Origin of the sequence: Pseudomonas sp. NFACC04-2, from assembly GCF_900119265.1 — a bacterium.
Classification (GTDB): domain Bacteria; phylum Pseudomonadota; class Gammaproteobacteria; order Pseudomonadales; family Pseudomonadaceae; genus Aquipseudomonas; species Aquipseudomonas fluorescens_AA.
In genome coordinates, this window is record NZ_FPJC01000003.1 from 404702 (window position 1) to 429276 (window position 24575).

Genomic DNA, 24575 nt, shown 5'->3' on the forward strand with positions numbered 1-24575 from the left:
TTTGTGACTGACACACGAGTACGCTCCCACAGGAAACGGTGCTCTTCCAAGGATGTTATTAGCCATCAAAGTGCCTCTATCTCACCCGCCCTCCAATGGTGCGTCTCGCCATTCCATCGCGCACGCCAATGAACCGCCTCCCTCCCCCTACACTTTTTTCTTTGCAGGAAACTGCACTTCGTCGGTGCGTACTCCCCTTCGTCGTGTAAGACATTGCCGCTAAAAAACGTGATTGTCGGACAATACGACGAACCGAGGCGCACCGCTCTAGGATATGACCTAGACTGCCAAACCGGGGAGAAAACCGACCGGTCATCCAGACGAAAAAAAGTCGAAACTTTTCGCAACGGCGACAGGTCAGGTTAGAGGTAGGGCAACAGCGACTGGTGCAGTCCTTGCACAGGTCATTGCAACAGCTCCTTCAGCTGATTCGCTTCGTCGCGTTTGGGTAGCCGTTCGCTTTCCTTGCGTAGCGCTTGTGCGCCTGGCCGCAGGATTCGGCCAATGAAACAACAGCTCTGGCGCTTGCCGGAAACAGATCGAGAAAATGGGAGATATTTATGATCAGTGCTGCCTTGGAACCACAACAAGTCCGTTCTCAATTACCGCCGGCGGCCGAATCGCCGACGGCCCCGGTGTTGGTCACCGGCGGCAAGGCACTGCTCCCCGTCGTTCGACAGAATCCCAATCGCAAGAAAGTCTTGTTCGTCACCTCGGAAATCGCCGACCTGGTCAAGACCGGCGGCCTGGGCGATGTGTCCTCGGCACTGCCTCGGGCCATGGCCGGGCTGCATGATGTCCGGGTGTTGATCCCTGGCTATCCGCAAGTGATGAACAGCGGCAATCCGATCCACATCGTCGGCGAACTGGGCGGCCACGCAGCGCTGCCGCCCTGCAAGATCGGGCGCATGGACATGGCCGACGGCTTGGTGATATACGTACTGATCTGCCCGGAACTGTTTGCCCGCGAAGGCTCTCCCTACGGTGCCAACAACGGTCGCGACTGGCCGGACAACCACATTCGCTTCGCCCGCCTGGGCCTGGCTGCCGCCGACATCGCCGCCAACCTGGCACAGATCCACTGGTGCCCGGACCTGGTCCACGCCCACGACTGGCCAGCCGGGCTGGCCCCGGCCTACATGCACTGGCGCGGGCAACGCACCCCGACCCTGTTTACCATCCACAACCTGGCGTACCAGGGCGTGGTCAGCCTGGCGTCCTGCCCGGAACTGGGCATCCCCGAGCACGCCCTGCAACAGGAAGGCATGGAGTTCTACGGCAAACTGTCGTTCCTGAAGGCCGGAATGGCCTACTCCAGCCATATCACCACTGTCAGCGCCACCTATGCCCAGGAGATCACCACCCCTGAGTTTGGTTGCGGACTCGACGGCTTCCTGGCCGCCAAGACCCAACAAGGCTTGCTCAGCGGCATCCCCAACGGCATCGATGAAAGCTGGGACTCGGCCACGGACACGCACCTGTTCCGTCAGTTCTCCATGGGCGACTGGGAAGGCAAGGCCGTCAACGCCAGCCATGTGCGTGAACTGTTTGGTCTCGACGACTCCACTGGCCCGTTGTTCGCCGTGGTTTCGCGCCTGGTCTACCAGAAAGGCCTGGACCTGACCGAAGCGGTCGCCGAGTTCATCGTCGAATCCGGCGGCCAGATCGCCATTATCGGTCGTGGCGAACCGGAGGAAGAACAGGCCATGCGCGAACTGGCACTGCGCTTCCCCGGCCGCATCGGCGTGCGCATCGGCTTCAACGAAACCGATGCGCGGCGGATGTTCGCCGGCAGCGATTTCCTGCTGATGCCGTCGCGCTACGAGCCCTGCGGCTTGAGCCAGATGTACGCCCAACGCTTCGGCTCGCTGCCGGTGGCGCGCAATACCGGAGGCCTGGCAGACACCATCGAAGATGGCGTCACCGGTTTCCTGTTCGACGAGTCCACCGTGGAGAGCTACCAGCAGGCGCTGAGCCGGGCCTTCAAGGTTTTCGAGTTCCCCGAGCTGCTCAACGCCATGCGCTGCCGGGCCATGTCGGCACCGTTCAACTGGCGCCAGGCCGTGGAACCCTACGCCGAACTCTACGAACAGCTGGTGGCGAAGTCACTGGGAAAATCGGCCAGACAATGAGGTAACAATGACGTCAAGGACGCCTGATACATGGACCCACGGGGCGGTCATGCTGGATGACGAGCACACCCGCTTCGCCCTCTGGGCCCCGGATGCCTTTTTTGTCAGTGTCGAACTCGACACTGGAGACTCCATACCGCTACTGCCTCAAGCCGACGGCTGGTTCATGATCCAGACCCGTTGCCCCGCCGGCACCCGCTACCGCTACAACATTGATGGCGAGTTGGAGGTGCCGGACCCGGCCTCTCGCGCCCAGGCCGGCGACATTGACCGCCACAGCGTAGTGGTCGACCCCCATGCTTACCCATGGCGGCACACCCAATGGTCCGGCCGCCCCTGGCACGAAGCCGTCATCTACGAATTGCACGTGGGCGCCCTGGGCGGTTTCAACGGTGTCGAACAGCATTTGGCCCGCCTGGCCGGGCTGGGCGTCACCGCCATCGAGCTGATGCCCCTGGCGCAGTTTCCCGGCGATCGCAACTGGGGCTACGACGGGGTCCTGCCCTACGCGCCTCAAGCCTCCTACGGCACACCTGAACAACTCAAGCATCTGATCGACAGCGCCCACGGACATGGGCTGTCCGTCATCCTGGATGTGGTCTACAACCACTTCGGTCCCGACGGCAACTACCTGCACCGCTATGCCAAGGGCTTCTTCCGCGAAGACAAGCACACGCCCTGGGGCGCGGCGATCGATTTCCGCCGCCGCGAAGTGCGGGACTTCTTCATCGACAATGCGCTCATGTGGTTGCTGGAATACCGCTTCGACGGCCTGCGCTTCGACGCGGTACACGCCATCGAAGACCCGGATTTTCTCCAGGAACTGGCGGCCAGGGTGCGCGAACAGGTTGACCCCGGTCGGCATGTCTGGCTGACCGTGGAAAACGAACACAACCAGGCCAGCCTGCTGGAACAGGGCTACGACGCCCAGTGGAACGACGATGGCCATAATGCCTTGCACGTGCTGCTGACTGGCGAGACCGACGCCTATTACGCCGACTATGCCGAGCAGCCGACGGAACAATTGGCACGTTGCCTGAGCCAGGGTTTCGTCTTCCAGGGCCACACCAATCGCCACGGCGAATCCCGGGGCGAACCCAGCGGTCACCTGCCACCGAGCGCATTCGTGCTGTTCCTGCAGAACCATGACCAGATTGGCAACCGTGCCCTGGGCGAACGCCTGCATCAGCTCGCCCCGTCCCAGGCCTTGCAAGCGGCGACAGTCTTGTTGCTGTTGTCACCGATGATTCCGCTGCTGTTCATGGGCGATGAGGTGGCCGCCGAACAACCGTTCCTGTTCTTTACCAGTCATCACGGCGAACTGGCAGAACTCGTGCGCGAAGGCCGACGCAACGAGTTCAAGGCGTTCAGTGCCTTTGCCGATCCGCAGACACGCGAGCGGATTCCCGACCCCAACGCGGCCAGCACCTTCGAGGTTTCCCGTCCAAGCCTGGAATCGCAACGCGCAGAGCAGCAGGCCAGCGAGGCGCTGTATCGCCAACTGCTGAAAATCCGCCGTGAAGAGATCGTCCCGCGCCTGCCCGGTGCCCAGGGCCTGGGAGCCGATGTGCTGGGCCATGGTGCTGTCAGCGCACGCTGGCGACTGGGCGATGGCAGTGTGTTGCGCATCGACCTGAACCTTGGCGACCAGCCCGTCGCACATCACGCCCCGGAAGAGGCCCGCATTCTTTTCGAACATCCGCAGCAGGTCGTGGGTCTGTTGCAACAGGGCGTCCTTGCGCCCTACAGCGCGCTGGTCAGTCTGACGCAGGCGACAACCTTGCCCAACATCACTGGAGAGCGCCAATGAGCGATGCGCAACTGGAAATCCTCGCCGGCCGAGCGGGCCTGGCGGTGGATTGGATCGATGCCAATGGCCGGCCCCAGAAAGTCTCACCGGCCGTCTTGCGTTCGGTCCTCACTGGCCTGGGCCATCCAGCCGGCAGTGCCCAGGAAATCGATGCCAGCCTGCTGCAGTTGCAGGAGGATCAACAGAACCATCAACTGCCACCGCTGATCACCGCCGATGTCGGGACCAGCCTGGACTTGAGCCGCTACTTCGAGGCCGGGACCCCCTGCGAAATCAAACTCGAAGACGGCGCGACACTGAATCTGAACCTCGATGCCGACGGCAAGCTGCCGGGCATGGTCCCGGTGGGTTATCAGCACGTCCACATCCGGGACCAGCATTTCACCCTGGCCGTCGCACCCGCCCGCTGCTACAGCGTGGCCGATGCGGTGGACGACCCGACGCCACGGGCCTGGGGCCTGAGCGCGCAGCTGTATGCCCTGCGACGTCCCGGGGACGGCGGTTTCGGCGATACCCAGGCCCTGGAGGAACTGGTGCGTGTGGCCGGCGAGCGCGGCGCCGAGGCCATTGCCATCAGCCCTATGCACGCGATGTTCAGCAGCGACACCGGGCGCTACAGCCCTTATTCACCGTCCAGCCGACTGTTCCTCAACAGCCTGTACGCCGCCCCCGGCACTATCCTCGGTGAACGTGCCCTGCGCACCGCCATCGACGCCACCGGCTTGACCAACCAGCTGCGCAACCTGGAAGAGCAGCCGCTGATCGATTGGCCAATCGCCGCCCAAGCCAAGCAGAAAATCCTTCGCGCCTTGTACGACGGGTTCAGCCAGGGCGCGCACCCGCTACATGAAGACTTCAGCAGTTTCCGCCACACCAGCGGCGAAGCCCTGGAAAACCATTGCCGCTTCGAGGCCTTGCAGGCCGAACGCGCCGCCCGTGGCGAAAGCCTCGACTGGCGGCAGTGGCCGGAAGAATGGCGCGATCCGCGCAGCGCGGTCCTGGCCCATTTCGCCGAAGAAAATGCCGACGAAATCGGTTTCTACGCCTTTTGCCAATGGTTGATCGCCCGTTGCCTGGAACGCGCCCAGAGCGCAGCCAAATCCAGCGGCATGGGCATCGGCCTGATCGCCGACCTGGCGGTAGGTGCCGATGGCGCTGGCAGCCAAGCCTGGAGCCGGCAGGATGAACTGCTCGCCTCGTTGACCGTGGGCGCGCCACCGGACATTCTCAATCGCTCCGGCCAAGGCTGGGGCATTTCGGCGTTCTCCCCGGAAGGCTTGGTGCGCAACGGCTTTCGCGCCTTCATTGAAATGCTGCGGGCCAACTTTGCCCACGCCGGTGGCTTGCGCATCGATCATGTCATGGGCTTGCAACGGCTCTGGGTGATTCCCAACGACGCCCCTCCCAGCGACGGTGCCTACCTGTATTACCCAGTGGACGACCTGTTGCGCTTGCTGGCACTGGAATCCCATCGGCACCAGGCCATCGTGCTGGGCGAAGACCTCGGTACCGTGCCGGATGGTTTGCGGGACAAACTCAGCGCCCGCTCGATCCTCGGCATGCGCGTGCTGTTGTTCGAACAGGACAACACCCACTTCAAACCCATCCTGGACTGGCCGGACAACGCCCTGGCCACTACCAGCACCCATGACCTGCCGACGCTCAACGGCTGGTGGCACGGTCACGACATCGACTGGAATGCCCGGCTGGACCTGATCGACTCCCACACCGAAATGGACTGGCGCAAACACCGCGAGCGCGAACGCGAAGGTCTGCGTCATGCGCTGAATCAGGATCCGCAGAATTTTCGCGAAGAACACCGCGAGACCGACCAGGTGCTGGATGCCAGCGTGCGTTTCCTCGGCCACACCCGCGCACCGCTGGTGTTGTTGCCACTCGAAGATGCCCTGGGGATCGAGGAGCAGGCCAACCTGCCCGGCACCATCGATACCCATCCCAATTGGCGCCGCCGCCTGGCCCAGCAGAGCCAGGCGTTACTGGATCACCCGGACGCCGCCCGGCGTCTGGAAATACTCGCCTGCGCGCGACTTCAGGCGAACGAGCGTGACCGATGAAACAGCCATTGATCCAACCTCTGCGGGCAACCTTGCGCCTGCAGTTCCATAAAGGCTTCACCCTGGACGATGCCATACCCCAGGTGCCGTACTTCGCCGCGTTGGGCATCAGCCATATATATGCCTCTCCGCTGCTCAAGGCCCGGGCCGGCTCCATGCACGGCTATGACGTGGTCGATCCGACCCTGGTCAACCCCGAGCTGGGTGGCGAAGCCGCGCTCAAGCGCCTGGTTGCAGCCTTGCGCGAGCACCGAATGGGCTTGATCCTCGACATCGTGTCCAATCACATGGCCGTCGGCGGCAATGACAATCCCTGGTGGCTGGATCTGTTGGAATGGGGTCGACTCAGCCCTTACGGCGAGTTCTTCGATATCCAGTGGCATTCCCCCGACCCGCTGATGGAAGGCCAGTTGTTGCTGCCGTTCCTGGGCAGCGACTACGGCGTGGCCTTGCAGGAAGGCACCTTGCGACTGCGCTTCGATACCACCCACGGCAGCTTCTACGTCGAACACTATGAACACCGCTTCCCGATTTGCCCGATGCACTACGGCGAGCTGCTCAAACCCGCCGAAACCCTGCCCACCGAGCAGGCCGAATCGCTCAAGACCCTGGCTGAGCGATTCACCACGTTGAATTACCAGACCGATGCCCACGCCCTCGCCCGCCCGCTGCAAACGGAGTTGCGGGACCTGGCGGTACACGCCGGCATCCTGGCCGCGATCGAGGACAACCTGGCCGGCTACGACTCTACTCAGCCCCAGGGCTTCGAACACCTGCATCAGTTGCTGGAGCGCCAGAGCTACCGGCTCGCCAGCTGGCGCACCGCGGCGGACGACATCAATTGGCGGCGCTTTTTCGATGTCAATGAATTGGGTGGGCTGCGGGTCGAGCGTCCGGCGGTATTCGAAGCCACCCATGCCAAGATCTTCGAATTGATCGGCGAAGGGTTGGTGGATGGGCTGCGGATCGATCACATCGACGGTCTTGCCGACCCTCGTGGTTACTGCCGCAAATTGCGCCGACGCGTGAATTCGCTGTCGCCGACCCGACACCTGCCGATTTTCGTCGAGAAGATCCTCGGCGATGGCGAGACGTTGCGGCGGGACTGGAACATCGACGGCAGCACCGGCTACGAGTTCATGAACCAGGTCTCGCTGTTGCAGCATGACCCGGTCGGTGCCGCCCCCCTTGCCGAATTCTGGAGCCGGCACAGTGAGCGGCCGGCGCACTTCATCGAAGAAGCCCGCCTGGCTCGCCAGCAGATACTCAATGGTTCCTTGGCCGGGGATTTCGAAAGCGTTGCCCAGGCCCTGCTGCAAGTGGCCCGGGACGATGTGATGACCCGCGACCTGACCCTGGGCGCGATTCGGCGGGCCTTGCAGGAATTGATCGTGCATTTCCCGGTGTATCGCACCTACATCACGCCGTTGGGGCGCTCTGCTGAAGACGAGGTGTTTTTCAACCAGGCCCTGGAAGGCGCCCGGCAAACCCTCAGCGAAGCCGACTGGCCGGTGCTCGACTGCCTGGCCGGCTGGCTCGGTGGCATGCCTTGGCGGCAACGCCCCCGCGGCAGCCAGCGCAAACGCCTGCGCCACGCCTGCGTACGCTTCCAGCAACTGACCTCGCCGGCCGCCGCCAAGGCCGTGGAGGACACCGCCCTCTATCGCTCGGCGGTGCTGCTGTCGCGCAATGACGTGGGCTATAACACCGAGCGTTTCAGCGCCCCGGCGCAGGCGTTCCACCAAGTGTGCGCCGAACGCCTCGAGCATTTTCCCGACAACTTGATGACCACCGCCACCCACGACCATAAGCGCGGCGAAGATACCCGCGCCAGGCTGGCCGTGCTCAGCGAGCGCGCCGACTGGTACACCGCCTGCGTGGAACAATGGCGCATCCTCTCACCTTCATTGCACAGCGATCCGGCGGCGCCCTCGGCCGGCGATGAACTGATCCTGTACCAAGCGCTGCTCGGCAGCTGGCCGCTGGACCTCGACCTCCAGGACCATCAGGCGCTGGCCGCCTACAACGAGCGCCTGTGGCAATGGCAACGCAAGGCCCTGCGCGAAGCCAAGTTGCAAAGCAGTTGGGCGGCGGTCAACGACGCCTATGAGCAAGCCACCCAGATGTTCCTCGAACGTCTGCTGCTGGGCGAAGAGGGGCTGCCCTTGCGCAGCGCCATCGCCGAGGCGGTCCAGGCCGTCGCGCCGGCGGGCGCCCTCAACAGTCTGGCGCAAACTTTGCTGCGCATGACCGTACCCGGCGTACCGGACCTGTACCAAGGCAACGAGTTCTGGGACTTCAGCCTGGTGGACCCGGACAACCGCCGCCCGGTGGATTTCCAGGCACGCCGCGAAGCGATGCAGGCCGACAACACCCCAGCCGCGTTGGTACGCGATTGGCGTGACGGCCGGATCAAGCAGGCATTGATCGCCCGGACACTGGCCGTGCGGGCCGAGTATCCGCAGCTATGGCGCCAGGGCCGCTACCAACCGCTGGAAGTGCTCGGTGAGCAGGCCCATCGGGTATTGGCCTTCATGCGTGAGGACTCGCAACAACGGGCGATCGTTGTCGTACCTGTCCATGCGGCGCACTTGCTGGAAAACAGTGCCGTGCCGCTGGTGGCTGCGTCGGATTGGGGCGATACCCGCGTATCGTTACCGTTCGCCGCCAAGGATGAAAAACTGAAGGGACTTTTTTCAAGCGCAACAGTCACACCCCAAAGGGAGCTGCTGATCAGCACCGCGCTGGGGAATTTCCCGGTCAATGTCTTTATCCAACCTTGAGTTGAATCAGGAGCACTGCGATGAGTACCGACGATAAACGCATTCGCGAATTCGCCTATCAGATCTGGGAGTCCGAAGGTAAGCCTGCCGGGCAGGAAAAACGCCACTGGGAGATGGCGCGCAAACTGGCTGAAGCCGAAGCGCTTGCGCCCAGCAAGCCACCCAAGGCCGCGAGTAAATCGGCGGCCAGCAAGACCGATGGCGCCAAGCCTGCCGCAACCAAGGGCACCGCGGCCAAGACCGTCGCGAAAAACACCACGCCCAAGGCTAAGCCAGCGGCCAAACCTTCTGCGGCGACCGCAGCGATCGTGCCACCGGCGAACAAGGCCGCCGACAAAAAACCTCGGGCACCGCGCAAGCCGCCGGCGGTTTGAGTCGTCCTACCGGTCTCCTCGCCAAGTGGGAGCAACGCTTGCTCGCGAAACAGGCGCCTCGATGTCCGGAGGAACCCATCTTCGTCGCGGACAAGCCTTGCTCTCACAGTGAAGCAACTTTGTCCCACGTAGCGGGATAAATCCCCTCGCCACAGGTGAAGGGTGATGCCATCCCCTTCAAGTGAACCGCATCGCTGTATCTGTCTGTTTTTTTGCAGGAGCAATTATGACCCGTCCAAATAAAACCACGCCGCCGCCCGTTATCGAGGCTTCGCGGATTCGTGAAGGGCTGCCTTTTCCACTGGGTGCAACCTGGGATGGCCTCGGGGTCAATTTCGCGCTGTTTTCAGCCAATGCCACCAAGGTCGAACTGTGCATTTTCGATGATGCCGGCGAAGTCGAACTCGAACGCATCGAGCTGCCGGAATACACCGACGAGATTTACCACGGCTATCTGCCGGATGCCCACCCGGGATTGATCTATGGCTACCGGGTCTATGGCCCCTATGATCCGGCGAACGGCCATCGCTTCAACCCGAACAAGCTGTTGATCGACCCCTACGCCAAGCAACTGGTCGGCCAACTGAAGTGGTCCGAAGCCCTGTTCGGCTACACCATCGGCCACCCCGACGGCGACCTCAGTTTCGATGAGCGCGACAGCGCCCCGTTCGTTCCCAAGTGCAAAGTCATCGACCCCGCACACACCTGGGGCCACGACCAGCGCGTCAGCGTGCCTTGGGACAAGACCATCCTGTATGAAACCCACGTGCGCGGCCTCACCATGCGTCACCCGTCGGTGCCCGAGAACCTGCGCGGTACGTTCGCCGGGCTGATGGTCGACGATGTGCTGGAGCATATCCGCAAGCTGGGTGTCTCTTCGGTGGAACTGCTGCCCATCCATGCCTTCGTCAATGACCAGCACCTGCTGCACAAAGGCATGACCAATTACTGGGGCTACAACAGCATTGCCTTCTTCGCGCCCGACCCGCGCTACCTGGCCAGCGGCAAAATCGCCGAGTTCAAGGAGATGGTCGCCCACCTGCACGAGGCCAACCTGGAAGTCATCCTCGACGTGGTCTACAACCACACCGCCGAGGGCAACGAACAGGGCCCCACCCTGTCCATGCGCGGCATCGATAACGCCTCCTACTATCGACTGATGCCCGACGACAAGCGCTACTACATCAACGACTCCGGAACCGGCAACACCCTGGACCTGAGCCATCCCTGCGTGCTGCAAATGGTCACTGACTCGCTGCGCTACTGGGCCACGGAAATGCACGTCGATGGCTTCCGCTTCGACCTGGCGACCATTCTCGGCCGTTACCATGACGGTTTCGACGAGCGCCACAGCTTCCTCGTCGCCTGCCGCCAGGATCCGGTGCTGCGCCAGGTGAAAATGATCGCCGAGCCTTGGGACTGTGGCCCCGGGGGCTACCAGGTCGGACACTTCCCGCCGGGTTGGGTCGAGTGGAACGACAAGTTCCGCGACACGGTACGAGCCTTCTGGAAGGGGGATGACGGCCAGCTTGCCGATTTTGCCAGCCGGATGACCGCCTCGGGCGAGATGTTCAATCAACGTGGCCGGCGGCCGTATGCGTCGGTGAACTTCGTCACCGCCCACGATGGTTTCACCTTGCATGACCTGGTGTCGTACAACGACAAGCACAACGAAGCCAACGACGAGAACAATCAGGACGGCAGCAATAACAACCTGTCCTGGAACCATGGCGTCGAAGGCCCGACGGATGATCCGGAGATCAACGCGCTGCGCCATCGGCAGATGCGTAACTTCTTCGCCACCCTGCTGCTGGCCCAAGGTACGCCGATGCTCGTCGCCGGCGACGAGTTCGCCCGTACCCAGCACGGCAACAACAACGCCTATTGCCAGGACAGCGAGATTGGCTGGGTCAACTGGGACCTGAGCGAGGATGGCGCGGCGCTGCTCAAGTTCGTCAAGCGCCTGATCAAGTTGCGCCTGACCTACCCGATCCTGCGACGTGGACGCTTCCTGGTGGGTAATTACAACGAGGACATCGGCGTCAAGGATGTGACGTGGCTGGCCCCGGACGGCAGCGAAATGACCATCGAACAGTGGCAGGACAGCCATGGTCGCTGCCTCGGCATGCTGATGGACGGCCGCGCCCAGGAAACCGGCATTCGGCGCAAGGGGGGCGATGCGACGCTGCTGCTGGTGGTCAACGCCCATCATGACATCGTCAATTTCCGCTTGCCGGAAGTCCCGGAGGGCAGTTTCTGGACCTGCATGGTCGACACCAACCAGCCAACCGTTCGTGGGCAGGAGCGCTTCGATTTCGATTCCGAATACTCTGTCACCGGACGCTCGCTGCTGCTGTTCGAGCTGCAACGCGAAGAAGAGGATTGAAATACCTGCTGTAAACAGCCATAAGGAACCGCAAGGACGCGGTTTTTTATTCCACACCGTCCAGATTCAAGAAAAAAATGCAGCTCAGATGCACATGTCACGAGACGGATCGGCTGACATGGTCAATACTTCCCCTGCGGTAGTCTCCAGGATTCGGAGCGCTGTGAATCGCAGTCATGCCCCATCGGTGCCATCGGACAGTAGGCCCGGTGCATGGCTGAAAGATTGAATACATACAAGGATGTCGCTTATGAAGCCCGCCTCTCGCCTGCCTGGCCGGCAGCACCCGCAAATCTGGAACAGTGCTGCGCAACTGGCCGATATTCCGATCATCAGTACCCAGACCCTCATTCCCGCCGGCGCTCGCGCCGTCATCCTTGCCCCGCACCCGGGCGATGAGGTCGGGGCCTGTGGCGGATTGCTGCAATTGCTGAACAATCTGGACCAGCCCATGTTGCTGATCTCGGTCACCGATGGCGCCCTGGTCCACCCCGGCTCACCGCTGTGGCACGACGAACGCCTGCGTGCCCACCGCCCTCACCCCCAGGAAAGCGTCGACGCCCTGCATCGCCTGGGCATCGACGCCCATGACCTGCAATGGGTGCGCGGCGGTTTTCCGGAAAAAAACCTGGCCGAACACGAAACCGAACTGGCCACGTTTATTGCCCGTCACCTGCAACCCGGTGACGTGGTGTTCAGCACCTGGCGCCAGGACGGCGACAGCGACCATGACACCGTCGGACGCGCCGGGGCCCTGGCCGCCGACAGGATCGGAGTGGCGTTCAACGAGCTGCCGGTGTGGGCCTGGCACTGGCCGGTCCGCGAGCAGAATAAGATCCCCTGGCACCGGGCCCGCAAACTGCGTCTCGACGTCTGGACCACCGCCCGCAAACGTCACGCCATGCACGCCTACGTCAGCCAACTCGCTGGCGAACCGGCGAGCGGCATCGCCCCACTGTTGCCCAGGGTCATCCTAGACCGGATGGGCTTGCCCTATGAGATTGTCTTCATCTGAAACTGGACTTGTTCGCGATGGCGGTGGTTCAGATACACCGCTATCGCGAGCAAGCTCGCTCCCACATTGGATCTTTGGGAATGCAACCTCTGCATGCCCCCTGTGGGAGCGGTGGTGTACGCAACATCTGGGCACACAGCCAAAAAATGTGAAGCGAGTGTGCTTGCGATAGCGATCGGCGGGGACACGAAAAATCCGGAACTGCCGATGCCTTGGGTCAGTCGCATGAACAAGTACCTCTGATTCAGGAGTGAACGTGACTCAAGATCCCGATTGGCGAGCCGTCGAACCAATGCCATCGGACGCGCCTGCGGCGGTTCATCGGCTGCGGGTCCTGACGGTCAACACTCATAAGGGCTTCACCGCCCTCAACCGGCGCTTCATCCTGCCCGAATTGCGCGAAGCGGTGCGCAGTACCGGCGCCGATCTGGTGTTCCTGCAAGAAGTGCTCGGCGAACATGACCGCCATGCGTCACGCTACGAAAACTGGCCCCAGACGTCCCAGTACGAATTCCTCGCCGACAGCATGTGGAGCGACTTCGCCTATGGCCGTAATGCGGTCTACCCCGATGGCCACCATGGCAACGCCTTGCTTTCCAAGTACCCGATCCGCCAGTTCCGCAATCTCGATGTGTCCATCACCGGCCCCGAGCGGCGCGGGTTGTTGCATTGCGTGCTGGATGTCCCAGGCCACGCCGCGGTCCACGGGATCTGCGTGCATTTGAGCCTGTTGGAAAGCCATCGCCAGTTGCAGCTCAAACTGCTCTGCCAGTTGCTCGATTCGCTGCCGGCGGACGCCCCGGTGATCATTGCCGGTGACTTCAACGACTGGCAACTGCGCGGCAACCTCGCCCTCGCCCGCCGAGGTTACTTGCACGAAGCCTTCGAGCACCACCTGGGCCGCCCCGCCAGGACCTATCCGGCCCGCTTCCCGCTGTTGCGCCTGGACCGCATCTACCTGCGCAACGCCAGCAGTCATTCCCCGCAAATATTGGGCAACAAACCCTGGACCCACCTGAGCGATCATCTGCCGCTTTCGGTGGAAGTGCATTTGTAGCGCCGGTCTTCTCTCACGCTTTCTGCCCGTGGACCTGTAAGTTCTGACAGTAGCGACGCCTGTCATTCGTTGCTAGCGTGCCATTCCATACAGCGAGCGTTGCCAGGCCCTGTGTGCCATCTGTTGCGCAACCGATGCTGAAACCGGTATCCAATGGGGATGCCGATGCAGAGGGATAGCACATGATTCGGCACGATAAAGGATTCAATCGGCTGTTCAATGCCTTGTGGGTATCGATTCCCTTCCTGTTATCCGCACCTGCCGCCATGGCGGCCTGCACCCTGGCACCCACCGCGGGCGATGACACTTATGTCTGCGACAGCGGCACCAGCCCCGGGCTGACGGACCTTTCGGGTAACAACCGCCTGACCATGCCCATCAACGGCAGCGGCGTCATTTCCGGCGATGTCACGTTCGGCACCGGCGTCGACACTATCGAGATCAACGCCAACGGCGTGATTGACGGTGATGTCGAGCAAGGCTCGGAAGCCGACTTTTTCATCATCAATGGCGGTAGGCTCCTCTCCCTGGCTCAAGGCGACGGGCTCGATGAGTTCCTGATGACGGGGGGCACCATCGTCGATGCGTTCGAAGACGGCGACATCGCCAGAATGACGGGCGGTACCATCGGCCGGGTCGACATGAAGCTCGATGACAACGTTTTCGATATGTCTGGCGGCAACATCATCGGCAACCTGGTGACCGGTTTCGGCCAGGACACCATCATCCTCTCCGCCGGACGCATCGGCGGCAATGTCAGTGTCAGCGGCGGCAACGACAGCATTACCGTCAGCGGTGGGGAAATCCTTGGCGAGGTCCGAGCCAGTGCCGGCGATGACCAGTTCCAGTGGAGCGGCGGCCTCATTCACTCGGCCATCTTGATGGGTGACGGCAGCGACACCGCGTTGTTAAGCAACCTCAATGAAACCCAGCTCGCTACCACACCCAGCCTGAACGGTGGCGTGGGCCAGGACGTCCTGACCTTCAGTGGCAGCACTTCCAGCACCGGCGCCCGTTATCCCAACTGGGAAACGGTCAACCTCACCCAGGGCTCGCAACTGGACCTTAACGACACGCTGACCTTGGGTGACAGCGCCACCGGCACTGGGGCGCTCAATATCGAAAGCGGCAGCACGCTGACAGCGACCCAAGGTGTCATCGCCCCTTTTACTGCCGGTCAGCTGGCAACGCTCAATAACGCCGGCACGGTGGACCTCACTCGGGGCAACACTCGTACCAACGATACCCTCACCGTCCAGGGCAATTACGTCGGCGACAACGGCCAGTTGCACGTGCAAACGGCAGTCGGCGCAGATGGCTCCGCCAGCGACAAACTGGTGGTCAATGGCGGGACGCTCACCGGCAATACCGCCATCACAGTCACGAACCTGGGCGGCACGGGTGCGCTGACGACCCAGGATGGCATCGAAGTGGTCCAGGCCCAGGGTGGCGCGGTCAGTAACGTCAATGCCTTTTCGCTGGCGCAGTCCGTCTCGGCCGGTGCGTTCGATTACCGTCTGTTCAAGGGCGGCGTGAGCGGTAACCCAGACAACTGGTACCTGCGCTCCACTGTGGTCGCCGGCCCGGTAGCGGCCCCCATCCCAACGGCGCCTCCCACGCCGGGCGCGCCCCCAGTCCCGACGCTACCGCCTTTGCCAACGGCCGTGCCCGGCGCGGCGCCTATCCCGTTGTATCGCCCGGAAGTGCCGACCTGGTCGGTATTGCCTCCGGCGGCGGCGCAACTGACCCTGATGGCCCTCGGCACGTTCCATGACCGTCAAGGCGACCAGCGCCTTCTCACCGAAACCGGCGCGTTCGGCGCGGGTTGGAGCCGGGTCTATGGCGTAGACCTGGATAAAACCTGGGCCGGTACGGTGACGCCGCAGTTCGATGGGTCGATCAAGGGGTTCCAGGTGGGCAACGACCTGTACAGCTCGCTTCTGTCCGGTGGCCAGACCCAGCGCATTGGCTTCTTCGTCGGGCACACGGAATTGAACGGCAATGTCAAAGGTTTCAACCTGGGTTTCGAAGGCCGACACGCCGGCAAGATCGAACTCGACGGCGACAGCTACGGGCTCTACTGGACGCTCACCGACCCCAACGGCGGCTACGTCGACACCGTGGTGATGGGCACGCGATTGAACGGCGACAACCGTTCCGAGCGCGGCCTGAAAATCGACAATCGCGGGCACGCCTTGACCGCTTCGGCGGAGACCGGCTACCCCTTCAAGATGACCACTGACTGGGACTTTGAACCCCAGGTCCAGATCATCTACCAAAAGGTCTCTCTGGATACGCAAAACGATGGGGTCTCCAAGGTCGAATTCGATTCCGACGGTGCCTGGACCGGCCGCCTCGGTGCGCGCCTCAAGGGCCGCTATCAGGTCAGCGGCATGCCCGTGGAACCGTACTTGCGCGCCAATCTCTGGCATACGTTTTCCGGCACCGATTCGGTGATATTCGACGACACCGAACGGGTCGAGACCCAGCAGCGCGCCTCCACCGGTGACCTCGGGATTGGCGTCACCGTAAGCCTGGCGCCCACCGTCGCCCTGTACGCCGGCGCGAACTACAGTCAGAACCTCGACAGCAACCAGCAACACAGTGTCATGGGCAACGTCGGTTTTCGGATCAGTTGGTAGGCAGGGTTTACGACAGGGGCTTGACGCCCGAACACCCACCACAATAACCAATTGAAATCAGCGCTTTATTAGCGCTGATTTCATCATGCCATTCATCGTTCATTTTCTTGACGCGCCGCCATCAGTCTTCTTGACTACACCGTACTACCCCCGGAAATACAGTCAGGGGCAGGCCTCTGGAACCCGTCAAGACGGGCCGCCAGAGGCTTGCCCCAATCCATTCGGTCGCCCCTCATTCGGGGTAGGAGAGACGCCAAAAAAGCGAGAAACGCATGCGATTGCAAGGCAGGCCCCCATGAAAACGTCCCTTCGCCCACAAGAGTTCACCACCACTTTCCATACCGTCTCGACATCGTTGCTGCTGCTTTCATCCATGGAGGTCCAGGCCTGGCCTGCCGAGGAGACCGTGCAGCCCTGGTACGACCGACCATCATCCACCCACCTCGATACCGCACTTGTTGGAAGTGAACCTCCTTCCGGCAAAAGCCCCGCTCTGTTCACATTGCGCAACGACAACGGCCATACCCAGCGCATGGGACTGATCAGCGGGCAACACCAGATCATTTCAACCGGCGGCGGCCTGCTGGTGATGCCTGCGCTGGCCGACCCGGACAAAGATGCCCTCAGCCTGAAAGGTTCGAGTCTAGGCGCCTATTGGAGCCTGACCGGCCCCGCAGGCTGGCATGTCGACCTGAGCGCCAGCGGCGGGCGGGTCAACGGCTACAGCCGCACCGAACAAGGCCAGCGACAGGCCACCGAAGGCCATGCGGTGACGCTGTCGGTCGAAGGTGGCTTCCCTATTGGCATCAGCACCCACTGGGTGGTCGAACCCCAGGCGCAACTGATCAACCAGCGCGTCACCCTCGACACGCCGAATGCCGAGAGCGGCACCGGCGATGAACTGAGCAGTTGGAGTGGCCGCGTTGGCGCACGCCTCAAAGGTAATTACCAGGTCAAGGGCCTCGGCGTGGAGCCTTACCTGCGAACCAACCTGTGGCACACCGTCCAGAGCGCCGGCACGGTGTCCCTGGACAAGGTCGACAAGATCAGCAGCAGCCGAAAATCCTCCACCGTTGAAGTCGGCCTGGGCCTGGTGGCCCGGGTCACGCCGGTGGTAAGCCTGTATGTCAGCGCCGATTACAGCAGTGACGTCGACGACAACGACCTCAACGGCATCATTACCAGCATGGGGGTGCGGATGCGCTGGTGATCCCGATCCCGTAGCAGAAGCTGTGTAGGAGTTGTGTAGGAACTGTCGAGTGCAACGAGGCTGCGATCTTTTGATCTCCCGCTTGAGACTCAAGTGTCCAGGGAAAGATCGCAGCCTCGCTTCGCTGGGCAGCTCCTACAACGTCGTCTGGCGCAAGCCATCTGCCGCCACTTAAAAAGGCGTATAACGCTAAAAGCGTTTCATACCTGCAAGCCGTCCACCCATGGCTCATTTCATTGATGGAGTAACGACATGACCACAGCCCCCTTCCTCACCAACCTGTTCCCCGGTCCCGCCGACATCCCCGACGCCTACCGCCTCGAAGGTCGGATCGAGCAGCGCGAATACCTGGTCGACGGCGTCCTGGAAACCTGGCAAGGGCCACTGGCCGTCGTCCGCAGCCCCGTCTACCTGACCGGCGAGCTGGGTGATGAACAAGTGATTCTCGGCAGCACCCCCCTGCTGGATGCCGAGACCGCTCTCACCGCCCTGGACGCCGCCGTCCGGGCTTACGATCGCGGGCAGGGCCAATGGCCAACGATGCGCGTCGCCGAGCGCATCCGCCATGTGGAAACCTTTCTGGCGCGCATGCGCGAGCAGCGCGAGGCCGTGGTCAAGTTGCTGATGTGGGAGATCGGAAAGAACCTCAAGGACTCCCAGAAGGAGTTCGACCGCACCTGCGATTACATCGTCGACACCATCAATGCCCTCAAGGAACTGGACCGCCGCTCCAGCCGGTTCGAGCTGGAACAGGACACCCTCGGGCAGATCCGCCGCGTGCCCCTGGGCGTGGCCTTGTGCATGGGGCCCTACAACTATCCGCTGAATGAAACCTTCACCACCCTGATTCCGGCCTTGATCATGGGCAACACCGTCGTGTTCAAGCCGGCCAAGCTCGGTGTGCTGCTGGTGCGGCCGCTGCTCGAAGCCTTCCGCGACAGCTTCCCGGCAGGTGTGATCAACGTGATCTACGGCAGCGGCCGGGAAACCGTCAGCGCGCTGATGGCCAGCGGCAAGATCGACATCTTCGCCTTCATTGGCACGAACAAGGCCGCCAGCGACCTGAAGAAGCTCCACCCGCGCCCGCACCGCTTGCGTGCCGCCCTGGGGCTGGATGCGAAGAATCCCGGGCTGGTGCTGCCGGATGTGGACCTGGACAACGCGGTCAGCGAGGCGTTGACCGGCTCGCTGTCCTTCAACGGCCAACGCTGCACGGCGCTGAAAATCCTGTTTGTCCATGAAGACGTGGCACCGGCGTTCATCGAGAAATTCAACGCCAAGCTGGCCGGCCTGAAACCCGGCATGCCGTGGGAAGCCGGTGTGGCGCTGACGCCGCTGCCCGAGGCGGGCAAGGTCGACTACTTGCATTCACTGGTCGCCGATGCGGTCGCCAAGGGCGCGGAAGTGAAGAATGTCCACGGTGGCGAATCGCGCAATTCGTTCTTCTATCCGGCGGTGCTGTACCCGGTGAACACGGCGATGCGGGTCTACCACGAAGAACAGTTCGGCCCGGTCGTGCCCATCGTGCCGTACCGCGACCTCAATACCGTGGTCGATTACGTGCTGGAGTCCGACTTCGGCCAGCAGCTCAGCATTTTCGGCACCGACCCGGCACAAGTCGGCAAGCTGGTGGATACCTTCGCCAACCAGGTTGGCCGCATCAACATCAACGCCCAGTGCCAGCGTGGCCCGGACACCTTCCCGTTCAACGGCCGGAAGAACTCGGCCGAGGGCACCTTGTCCGTCCACGATGCGCTACGCACCTTTTCCATCCGCACACTGGTGGCGACCAAGTTCCAGGAGAGCAACAAGGCATTGATCAGCGACATCATCCGTGAGCGGGATTCCAACTTCCTGACCACGGACTACATCTTCTGAGCCACGTCTGCTGGTCCACGCCCGAACGATGGGCTACGACAGGGCTGGGCGACGCCACTTGATGCTCCAGCCCTGTTGCATGCCGGCAGCCGCCAGCAGGATCGCCGCCACCCCCAGCCATTGCAGCGGTTCGAGGCGATGGCCGAAGGCGAACCAGTCGACGAAGATCGCCGCGATCGGATAGATGAACGACAGGGCCCCGGTCAACGCGGTCGGCAACCGTTGGATGGCGCTGTACAGCAGCACGTACATCACGCCGGTGTGCACCATGCCCAGGGTCAACAGGCTGGCCCAGGCCTCGGCGTGTTGCGGTAACGCCGAGAAGTTCGCCCAGGGCGCCAACAGCAACACACCGGTACTGACCTGGATCAAGGCGATCAGATGGGGTGGCGTGCCCGTCAGGCGCTTGATGATCAACGCTGCGATGGCGTACAACAACGCAGCCCCCAACGCCAACGCAATGCCCAGTAGATAGTCACCGCCGCCTTGCCCTTGCTCGCCATGGGCACTGACGATGGCCAGCATTCCGAGAAACGACACCGCGAGCCAGAACAGTTTTTGCGCGGTGATCCTCTCCCCCAGGAACAACGCCGCAAGCCCTACCAACATGAACGGCTGGACGTTGTAAACCGCCGTGCCGATGGCGATCGAAGCACGGGAGTAAGAGGCAAATAACAACACCCAGTTACCGACGATCGCCACTCCACTGAGCACCGCCAGCAGGAAGGTGGTCCGGGTGAGGATGCCGGGCCGCAAAAAGCCGAACCCGGCGCAGATCAGCAGCAACGTCACGGCGCCGAACACGCACCGCCAGAACACCACATCCAGCACCGGCAAACCGGAAACCAGCACGAACCAACCAATGGTTCCAGAGATCAGCATGGCGGCGGTCATTTCCAGCGAACCGCGGCGTAAGGTCTTGTCCATCTTCAGGCTCCTTCAGCAAGTGGGCACAGTATGCCGAGCCGGCCGGGGCCTTCTCCATGGTTTGAAAAAGGCTAAACTGCGTTTCGACCTTTTTTATCAAGGCAACTTCACGCATTCGCCTAATGGAACTGAAATGACTGACGACATTGACCAGATCCTCATCAGCGCCCTGATGGAAGACTCCCGACGCTCCCTCAAGGCTCTGGCAAACCTAAGCGGCCTGTCCTCCCCCAGTGTCGCCGAACGTCTTCGCCGGCTCGAGGAACGCGGCGTGCTCAGGGGCTACACCGTCGAGGTGGACCCCAAGTGCTTCGGCTATCAACTCCAGGCCATCGTGCGTATCCGCCCGCTGCCAGGGCAGTTGCAGGAAGTGGAGCGGCAGATCCAGGCCATTGCTGAATTCACCGAATGCGACAAGGTCACAGGCGACGACTGCTTCATCGCGCGTCTGCATGTGCGCTCGATGGAACAGCTGGATACCTTGCTGGACAAGCTCAATGTCCACGCCGAGACCAATACGGCCATCGTCAAGAAGACCCCGGTCAAGCGGCGGTTGCCGCCGATGGCGTGAGTGGAAGCCGGCCTCGGATCGTCCGAGGCCGGGAAAGCGTGTTATTCGAGCTCTTCCAACTCGGGACTGCGCTGCACTTTGTGCACTTGTTCCTCAGGCGCGTTGCTCGCTTTGATCAACCTGAGCGTCTGGAGCTTGGTGCAGGCATTGACGCCATCGGCATAGACGCCGCTGTGGTTGCACTTCCAGTCATAGAAGTTGGCCAGGGCTCCGGACAGTTGCAGGCTGTAGTCCGTGCTTTGCGTGCCCGGGCTGAACGGTTGACCGGCCGGAATGTTCTGGAACCATTGCATCCAGACATCGCCTCCCACAGGTGGCGGGTTGGCCTGGAACGTCGGGTTCATGATCGCCAATTGCTGGTACTCGGCGGTCATGTGGCAACTCAGGCAGGACGCCTGGGGGTTGTCCACCGGCCCATTGAGTCGCCCGTTCCAACCCAGGTGGGTCGGTGGCAGTTCCTGGGTGGCGTTGATCGCGGTCTGTTTCAGGGCCGGGTTGATCTTGGTGACCACCGGCTTGGGGTTGGTGAAGTCGTTGCCGGTTTCCTGGGGATCATTGCCCCACATGATCCCCACCGGCACCAGATTGTTCCAATTCGCCTTGCCGGTCTTGGCGCCGTTGTATTGGAACGTGCCGAACAGCCAGCCGGTATCGCTCACGCGGGTGTCGCGCACGGCAATGTCCATCTGAATCAGCGCCACCTTGGTGACGGACCGTTTTGTCGAGCTGAAGGTTTCGGTGGTGTAGGCGTTCCAAAGCAACGGATTCGCCAGGAACGGCACCGTCTTGACGTCTATATCGGCGAACAGCGCCTTGCAGACCACCGTGCCGTTGGCAAAGCTCTTGGGTTTGGAGGTATAGCTTGGGTCTGGATTATCCGGGTCCTTCCAGACCTGGCCGATAGTGTAGGCCCCTATGTCGTTATAGATACCCACCGCGTAGGTCTGCCCGCTCTCGGTTTGCGTACTTGCCAGTTGCCCGGGCTGAATCGGTGCCTCCTTGGTCAGCCCGCTGATGCCTTCACGACCGTTGGGACCGTAATGCTGCCAAGGCATGTGATACCACCGGCGAATCTTGTTGTTCTGTACCTTCCAGCCGATTTCAGTATTGCCTTCCAAACAGTATTTCTTCACCTCCTCCATGTACGGGCGCCAGGTTTCGAAGTCATTGGAAAATGTCTTGGGCAAATGTTGGAAGAATGCCGGTACCGACGATGCGCCCGGGGCCACCTTCGGATAGTCCTGGCTGAGCTGGAACGGCGCTCCGGCGTATGCACTCTTGGGCGGGGCGTAGCCGAAATCGGGGAAGACTCCGGCATGGACGCTAGCGGTGGACAATGCCCCCGTCAGGGCCAGCCACGCAATGATCTTTCCTTGAGGCTGCTTCATCAATATCTCCTTATAGGGAAGCGTCTGCTATCGCATCGGATTCCTGGCCGATGTGCAGGGCCTCCTTCTGTTATCAGGCTGCAGCACGATGCCCAAGCCTGCTCACGGTCCTGCGGAGTCGCCTTGATAGCCTCCCGCCCCCAACGAACGGCCACGACCAGACCGGGCTCGGTAGCCGCATACGCGATGAGGGAACTTCAGGTAGGTAACCAAGCGATCCACTTCTTGCCTCCCATGGCAATACGCTTCCATTTCCATAGGTGTAGATCATTTATTCAAAGGTGCCATCTGTTTCAGATTTTTTGTTGGCCATTGGCCACAACTCGAAACACGGGCGAAAAAAAGCCCGCCGAAGCGGGCTTTTCGTTCATCGCGGATACAATCAGTCGTCACGACCCATCAGGCCGAACAGCTGCAGCAGGCTGACGAACAGGTTGTAGATCGATACATACAGGCTGACAGTCGCCATGATGTAGTTGCGCTCGCCGCCGTGGATGATGGCGCTGGTCTGATACAAAATGCAGACCGACGAGAACAGCACGAAGCCGGCGCTGATCGCCAGTTGCAGGCCGCTGATCTGGAAGAAGAAGCTGGCCAGCACGGCCCCCATCAGGACGAAGAAACCTGCGGTGATGAAACCGCCGAGGAAGCTCATGTCCTTGCGGGAAATCAGCACGTAGGCCGACAGCCCACCGAACACCAGCGCGGTCATTGCAAAGGCCGAACTGACCACTTCGGCGCCGCCCTGCATTTGCAGGTAGCGATTGAGGATCGGGCCGAGCAGGAAGCCCATGAAGCCGGTCAGGGCGAAAGCCGACACCAGGCCCCAGGCCGAATCACGGAGTTTGTTGGTGAGGAAGAAAAGGCCATAGAAACCGATCAGCACCACGAAGATATTCGGGTAACCGACCCGCATCTGTTGTGCGACGTAGGCCATCACACCGCTGAAAGCGAGTGTGAGTGCCAGCAGGCCATAAGTGTTGCGCAGGACGCGGCTAACCTCTAGCTGCTCAGCCTGCACGCTGTTGTTCACTGCGTAATCCTGTTCGCGCATGGCGACACTCCTCCGGTTTTGAAACATTCAGTGGCAAGGATCATAACAGACGCTCTGTAACAAGCTACGTAGAGAGTTTGACAGTGTGTTTCATTCGGGTATTATGGCGCCCGCAACGCAATACGGAGGTGTGGCCGAGTGGTTTAAGGCAACGGTCTTGAAAACCGTCGACTGTAACAGGTCCATGAGTTCGAATCCCATCGCCTCCGCCATCTTCTAACGTTAAAGCCCTGATTATTCAGGGCTTTTTCGTGTCCGGCATTCAAAATCCCTATTGCAGCTTCAGCATTGGACATCGCTATGGCTAAGCCCGCCCCACCACTCAAGGAAAGTAAAGTGACCAGCAAAACCATCGGCTCCATCGGTGCTGCAATCGTCGGCATTGTCTTGTTGTGCGTATTGTTCGGCAGTTGGTACACGGTCGACGAGACCGAGCGCGGCGTGCTGCTGCGTAACGGGGCGCTGGTCGGGGTGGTTGAGCCGGGATTGTCCTTCAAGACGCCCTTCATCGAATCCGTACGCATGATCAGCGTCCAGAGCCAGGTCACCGCTTACGAAGACCTGCAGGCCTATAGCAAGGATCAACAGTCCGCCCAGCTCAAGGTGTCCGTGTCCTGGCACATCGCCCCTTCCGATGTAGCGAAGGTCTATACCCAGTTCAAGGACCTTGAAGGCATCCGCGACCGGATGATCAGCCGCCAAGTGCCAACCCAGGTGGAAAACGTCTTTGGCAGGTTCAACGCCGTGGCTGCCGTGCAGAACCGCGTCCAACTGGTCAACGATATTTCCACGGCCATCAAGGCCACCATTACCGGGCCGGTGATCATCGACAGCGTCCAGGTCGAGAACATCGACTTCAGCGATGCCTATGAAAAGGCCATCGAAGCGCGCATGGCCGCGGAAGTCCAGGTCAAGACTCGCGAACAACAACTGGCCACCGAGCAGGTCCAGGCGCAGATCCGCGTGACCCAGGCCCAGGCGGAAGCCGACTCGCAAGTCGCCCAGGCCAAGGCAGACGCCCTGGCGACCGAGCTGCGCGGCAAAGCCGAAGCCGAGGCCATCAAGGCGCGGGCCCAGGCCCTCGCGAGCAACCAGAACCTGGTGGAGCTGACCAAGGCTGAGCGCTGGAATGGCGTGCTGCCCACCACCGTGCTGCCGAACAGCACCCTGCCCTTCATCGACATCAAATGACACCCCTGGCGCGGCCTCCCGGGCCGCGCCAGCTCCATTCCGGAGCGCCCTGAGCAAACGTCGCCCCTCCCGTTAGCGCTAC

Annotated in this window: 16 protein-coding genes and 1 tRNA gene; 14 read left to right on the top strand and 3 right to left on the bottom strand. The window is 61.7% G+C overall.

Annotation, left to right across the window (positions count from 1 at the left end):
• The first annotated feature begins 560 nt into the window (after positions 1-560).
• The 11 genes from glgA (at position 561) to BT125_RS06330 (ending at position 19362) form a co-directional block, all read left to right on the top strand.
• The gene (gene glgA / locus BT125_RS06280; RefSeq protein WP_072405677.1) at positions 561-2132 is read left to right on the top strand and encodes a glycogen synthase GlgA; all 1572 of its coding nucleotides are present in this window, start codon (positions 561-563) and stop codon (positions 2130-2132) included.
• 7 nt (positions 2133-2139) lie between these two features.
• Positions 2140-3942, top strand: a complete 1803-nt coding sequence (treZ, locus tag BT125_RS06285) for a malto-oligosyltrehalose trehalohydrolase (protein ID WP_072405678.1) — start codon at positions 2140-2142, stop codon at positions 3940-3942.
• The gene (gene malQ / locus BT125_RS06290; RefSeq protein WP_072405679.1) at positions 3939-6017 is read left to right on the top strand and encodes a 4-alpha-glucanotransferase; all 2079 of its coding nucleotides are present in this window, start codon (positions 3939-3941) and stop codon (positions 6015-6017) included. The genes treZ and malQ overlap by 4 nt, the downstream gene beginning before the upstream one ends.
• The gene (locus BT125_RS06295) at positions 6014-8800 is read left to right on the top strand and encodes a malto-oligosyltrehalose synthase (RefSeq protein ID WP_072405680.1); all 2787 of its coding nucleotides are present in this window, start codon (positions 6014-6016) and stop codon (positions 8798-8800) included. Before malQ ends, BT125_RS06295 begins: the two co-directional genes overlap by 4 nt.
• 20 nt (positions 8801-8820) lie before the next feature.
• Positions 8821-9174: a DUF2934 domain-containing protein gene (locus BT125_RS06300; RefSeq protein WP_072405681.1), complete on the top strand. Its 354-nt coding sequence runs from the start codon at positions 8821-8823 to the stop codon at positions 9172-9174.
• A gap of 226 nt (positions 9175-9400) precedes the next feature.
• The gene (gene glgX / locus BT125_RS06305; RefSeq protein WP_072405682.1) at positions 9401-11560 is read left to right on the top strand and encodes a glycogen debranching protein GlgX; all 2160 of its coding nucleotides are present in this window, start codon (positions 9401-9403) and stop codon (positions 11558-11560) included.
• Positions 11561-11810: 250 nt separating this feature from the next.
• A complete protein-coding gene (locus BT125_RS06310) occupies positions 11811-12575 on the top strand; it encodes a PIG-L deacetylase family protein (protein ID WP_072405683.1) in 765 nt (254 codons plus the stop codon).
• 292 nt (positions 12576-12867) lie between these two features.
• A complete protein-coding gene (locus BT125_RS06315) occupies positions 12868-13632 on the top strand; it encodes an endonuclease/exonuclease/phosphatase family protein (protein WP_371857792.1) in 765 nt (254 codons plus the stop codon).
• A gap of 182 nt (positions 13633-13814) precedes the next feature.
• Positions 13815-16274 (top strand): autotransporter family protein, encoded by a 2460-nt coding sequence (locus BT125_RS06320; protein ID WP_072405685.1) that lies wholly within the window; start codon positions 13815-13817, stop codon positions 16272-16274.
• Positions 16275-16569: 295 nt separating this feature from the next.
• Positions 16570-17484 carry an autotransporter domain-containing protein gene (locus BT125_RS06325; RefSeq protein ID WP_072405686.1) on the top strand — a complete coding sequence of 305 codons (915 nt, stop codon included), beginning with the start codon at positions 16570-16572 and terminating at the stop codon, positions 17482-17484.
• Positions 17485-17736: 252 nt separating this feature from the next.
• Entirely contained in the window at positions 17737-19362 is a 1626-nt protein-coding gene (locus BT125_RS06330) for an NADP-dependent glyceraldehyde-3-phosphate dehydrogenase (protein WP_072405687.1), read from the top strand.
• A 33-nt stretch (positions 19363-19395) separates the two neighbouring features.
• On the opposite strand, the gene BT125_RS06335 is transcribed toward BT125_RS06330, so the two are convergent.
• Entirely contained in the window at positions 19396-20289 is an 894-nt protein-coding gene (locus tag BT125_RS06335; RefSeq protein WP_072405688.1) for a DMT family transporter, read from the bottom strand.
• Between the two features lie 133 nt (positions 20290-20422).
• Between BT125_RS06335 and BT125_RS06340 the strand changes: the two genes are divergently transcribed.
• Positions 20423-20860, top strand: coding sequence for an Lrp/AsnC family transcriptional regulator (locus BT125_RS06340; RefSeq protein ID WP_003202176.1), 438 nt, complete (start codon positions 20423-20425; stop codon positions 20858-20860).
• 41 nt (positions 20861-20901) lie between these two features.
• Here the strand turns inward: BT125_RS06340 and BT125_RS06345 are convergent, their stop codons facing one another.
• Positions 20902-22248, bottom strand: coding sequence for a hypothetical protein (locus BT125_RS06345; protein WP_072405689.1), 1347 nt, complete (start codon positions 22246-22248; stop codon positions 20902-20904).
• Between the two features lie 382 nt (positions 22249-22630).
• Entirely contained in the window at positions 22631-23302 is a 672-nt protein-coding gene (locus tag BT125_RS06350) for a Bax inhibitor-1/YccA family protein (protein WP_025213780.1), read from the bottom strand.
• Between the two features lie 124 nt (positions 23303-23426).
• Here BT125_RS06350 and BT125_RS06355 point away from each other — a divergent pair.
• Together BT125_RS06355 and BT125_RS06360 are read left to right on the top strand one after the other, a co-directional pair.
• Positions 23427-23514, top strand: a tRNA-Ser gene (locus tag BT125_RS06355).
• Between the two features lie 124 nt (positions 23515-23638).
• A complete protein-coding gene (locus BT125_RS06360) occupies positions 23639-24493 on the top strand; it encodes a prohibitin family protein (RefSeq protein WP_072405690.1) in 855 nt (284 codons plus the stop codon).
• The last annotated feature ends 82 nt before the right edge of the window (positions 24494-24575 follow it).

Coding starts and splice junctions, on each gene's coding strand:
- glgA (WP_072405677.1), top strand. CDS start 561: ATGATCAGTGCTGCCTTGGAACCACAACAAGTCCGTTCTCAATTACCG.
- treZ (WP_072405678.1), top strand. CDS start 2,140: ATGACGTCAAGGACGCCTGATACATGGACCCACGGGGCGGTCATGCTG.
- malQ (WP_072405679.1), top strand. CDS start 3,939: ATGAGCGATGCGCAACTGGAAATCCTCGCCGGCCGAGCGGGCCTGGCG.
- BT125_RS06295 (WP_072405680.1), top strand. CDS start 6,014: ATGAAACAGCCATTGATCCAACCTCTGCGGGCAACCTTGCGCCTGCAG.
- BT125_RS06300 (WP_072405681.1), top strand. CDS start 8,821: ATGAGTACCGACGATAAACGCATTCGCGAATTCGCCTATCAGATCTGG.
- glgX (WP_072405682.1), top strand. CDS start 9,401: ATGACCCGTCCAAATAAAACCACGCCGCCGCCCGTTATCGAGGCTTCG.
- BT125_RS06310 (WP_072405683.1), top strand. CDS start 11,811: ATGAAGCCCGCCTCTCGCCTGCCTGGCCGGCAGCACCCGCAAATCTGG.
- BT125_RS06315 (WP_371857792.1), top strand. CDS start 12,868: ATGCCATCGGACGCGCCTGCGGCGGTTCATCGGCTGCGGGTCCTGACG.
- BT125_RS06320 (WP_072405685.1), top strand. CDS start 13,815: ATGATTCGGCACGATAAAGGATTCAATCGGCTGTTCAATGCCTTGTGG.
- BT125_RS06325 (WP_072405686.1), top strand. CDS start 16,570: ATGAAAACGTCCCTTCGCCCACAAGAGTTCACCACCACTTTCCATACC.
- BT125_RS06330 (WP_072405687.1), top strand. CDS start 17,737: ATGACCACAGCCCCCTTCCTCACCAACCTGTTCCCCGGTCCCGCCGAC.
- BT125_RS06335 (WP_072405688.1), bottom strand. CDS start 20,289: ATGGACAAGACCTTACGCCGCGGTTCGCTGGAAATGACCGCCGCCATG.
- BT125_RS06340 (WP_003202176.1), top strand. CDS start 20,423: ATGACTGACGACATTGACCAGATCCTCATCAGCGCCCTGATGGAAGAC.
- BT125_RS06345 (WP_072405689.1), bottom strand. CDS start 22,248: ATGAAGCAGCCTCAAGGAAAGATCATTGCGTGGCTGGCCCTGACGGGG.
- BT125_RS06350 (WP_025213780.1), bottom strand. CDS start 23,302: ATGCGCGAACAGGATTACGCAGTGAACAACAGCGTGCAGGCTGAGCAG.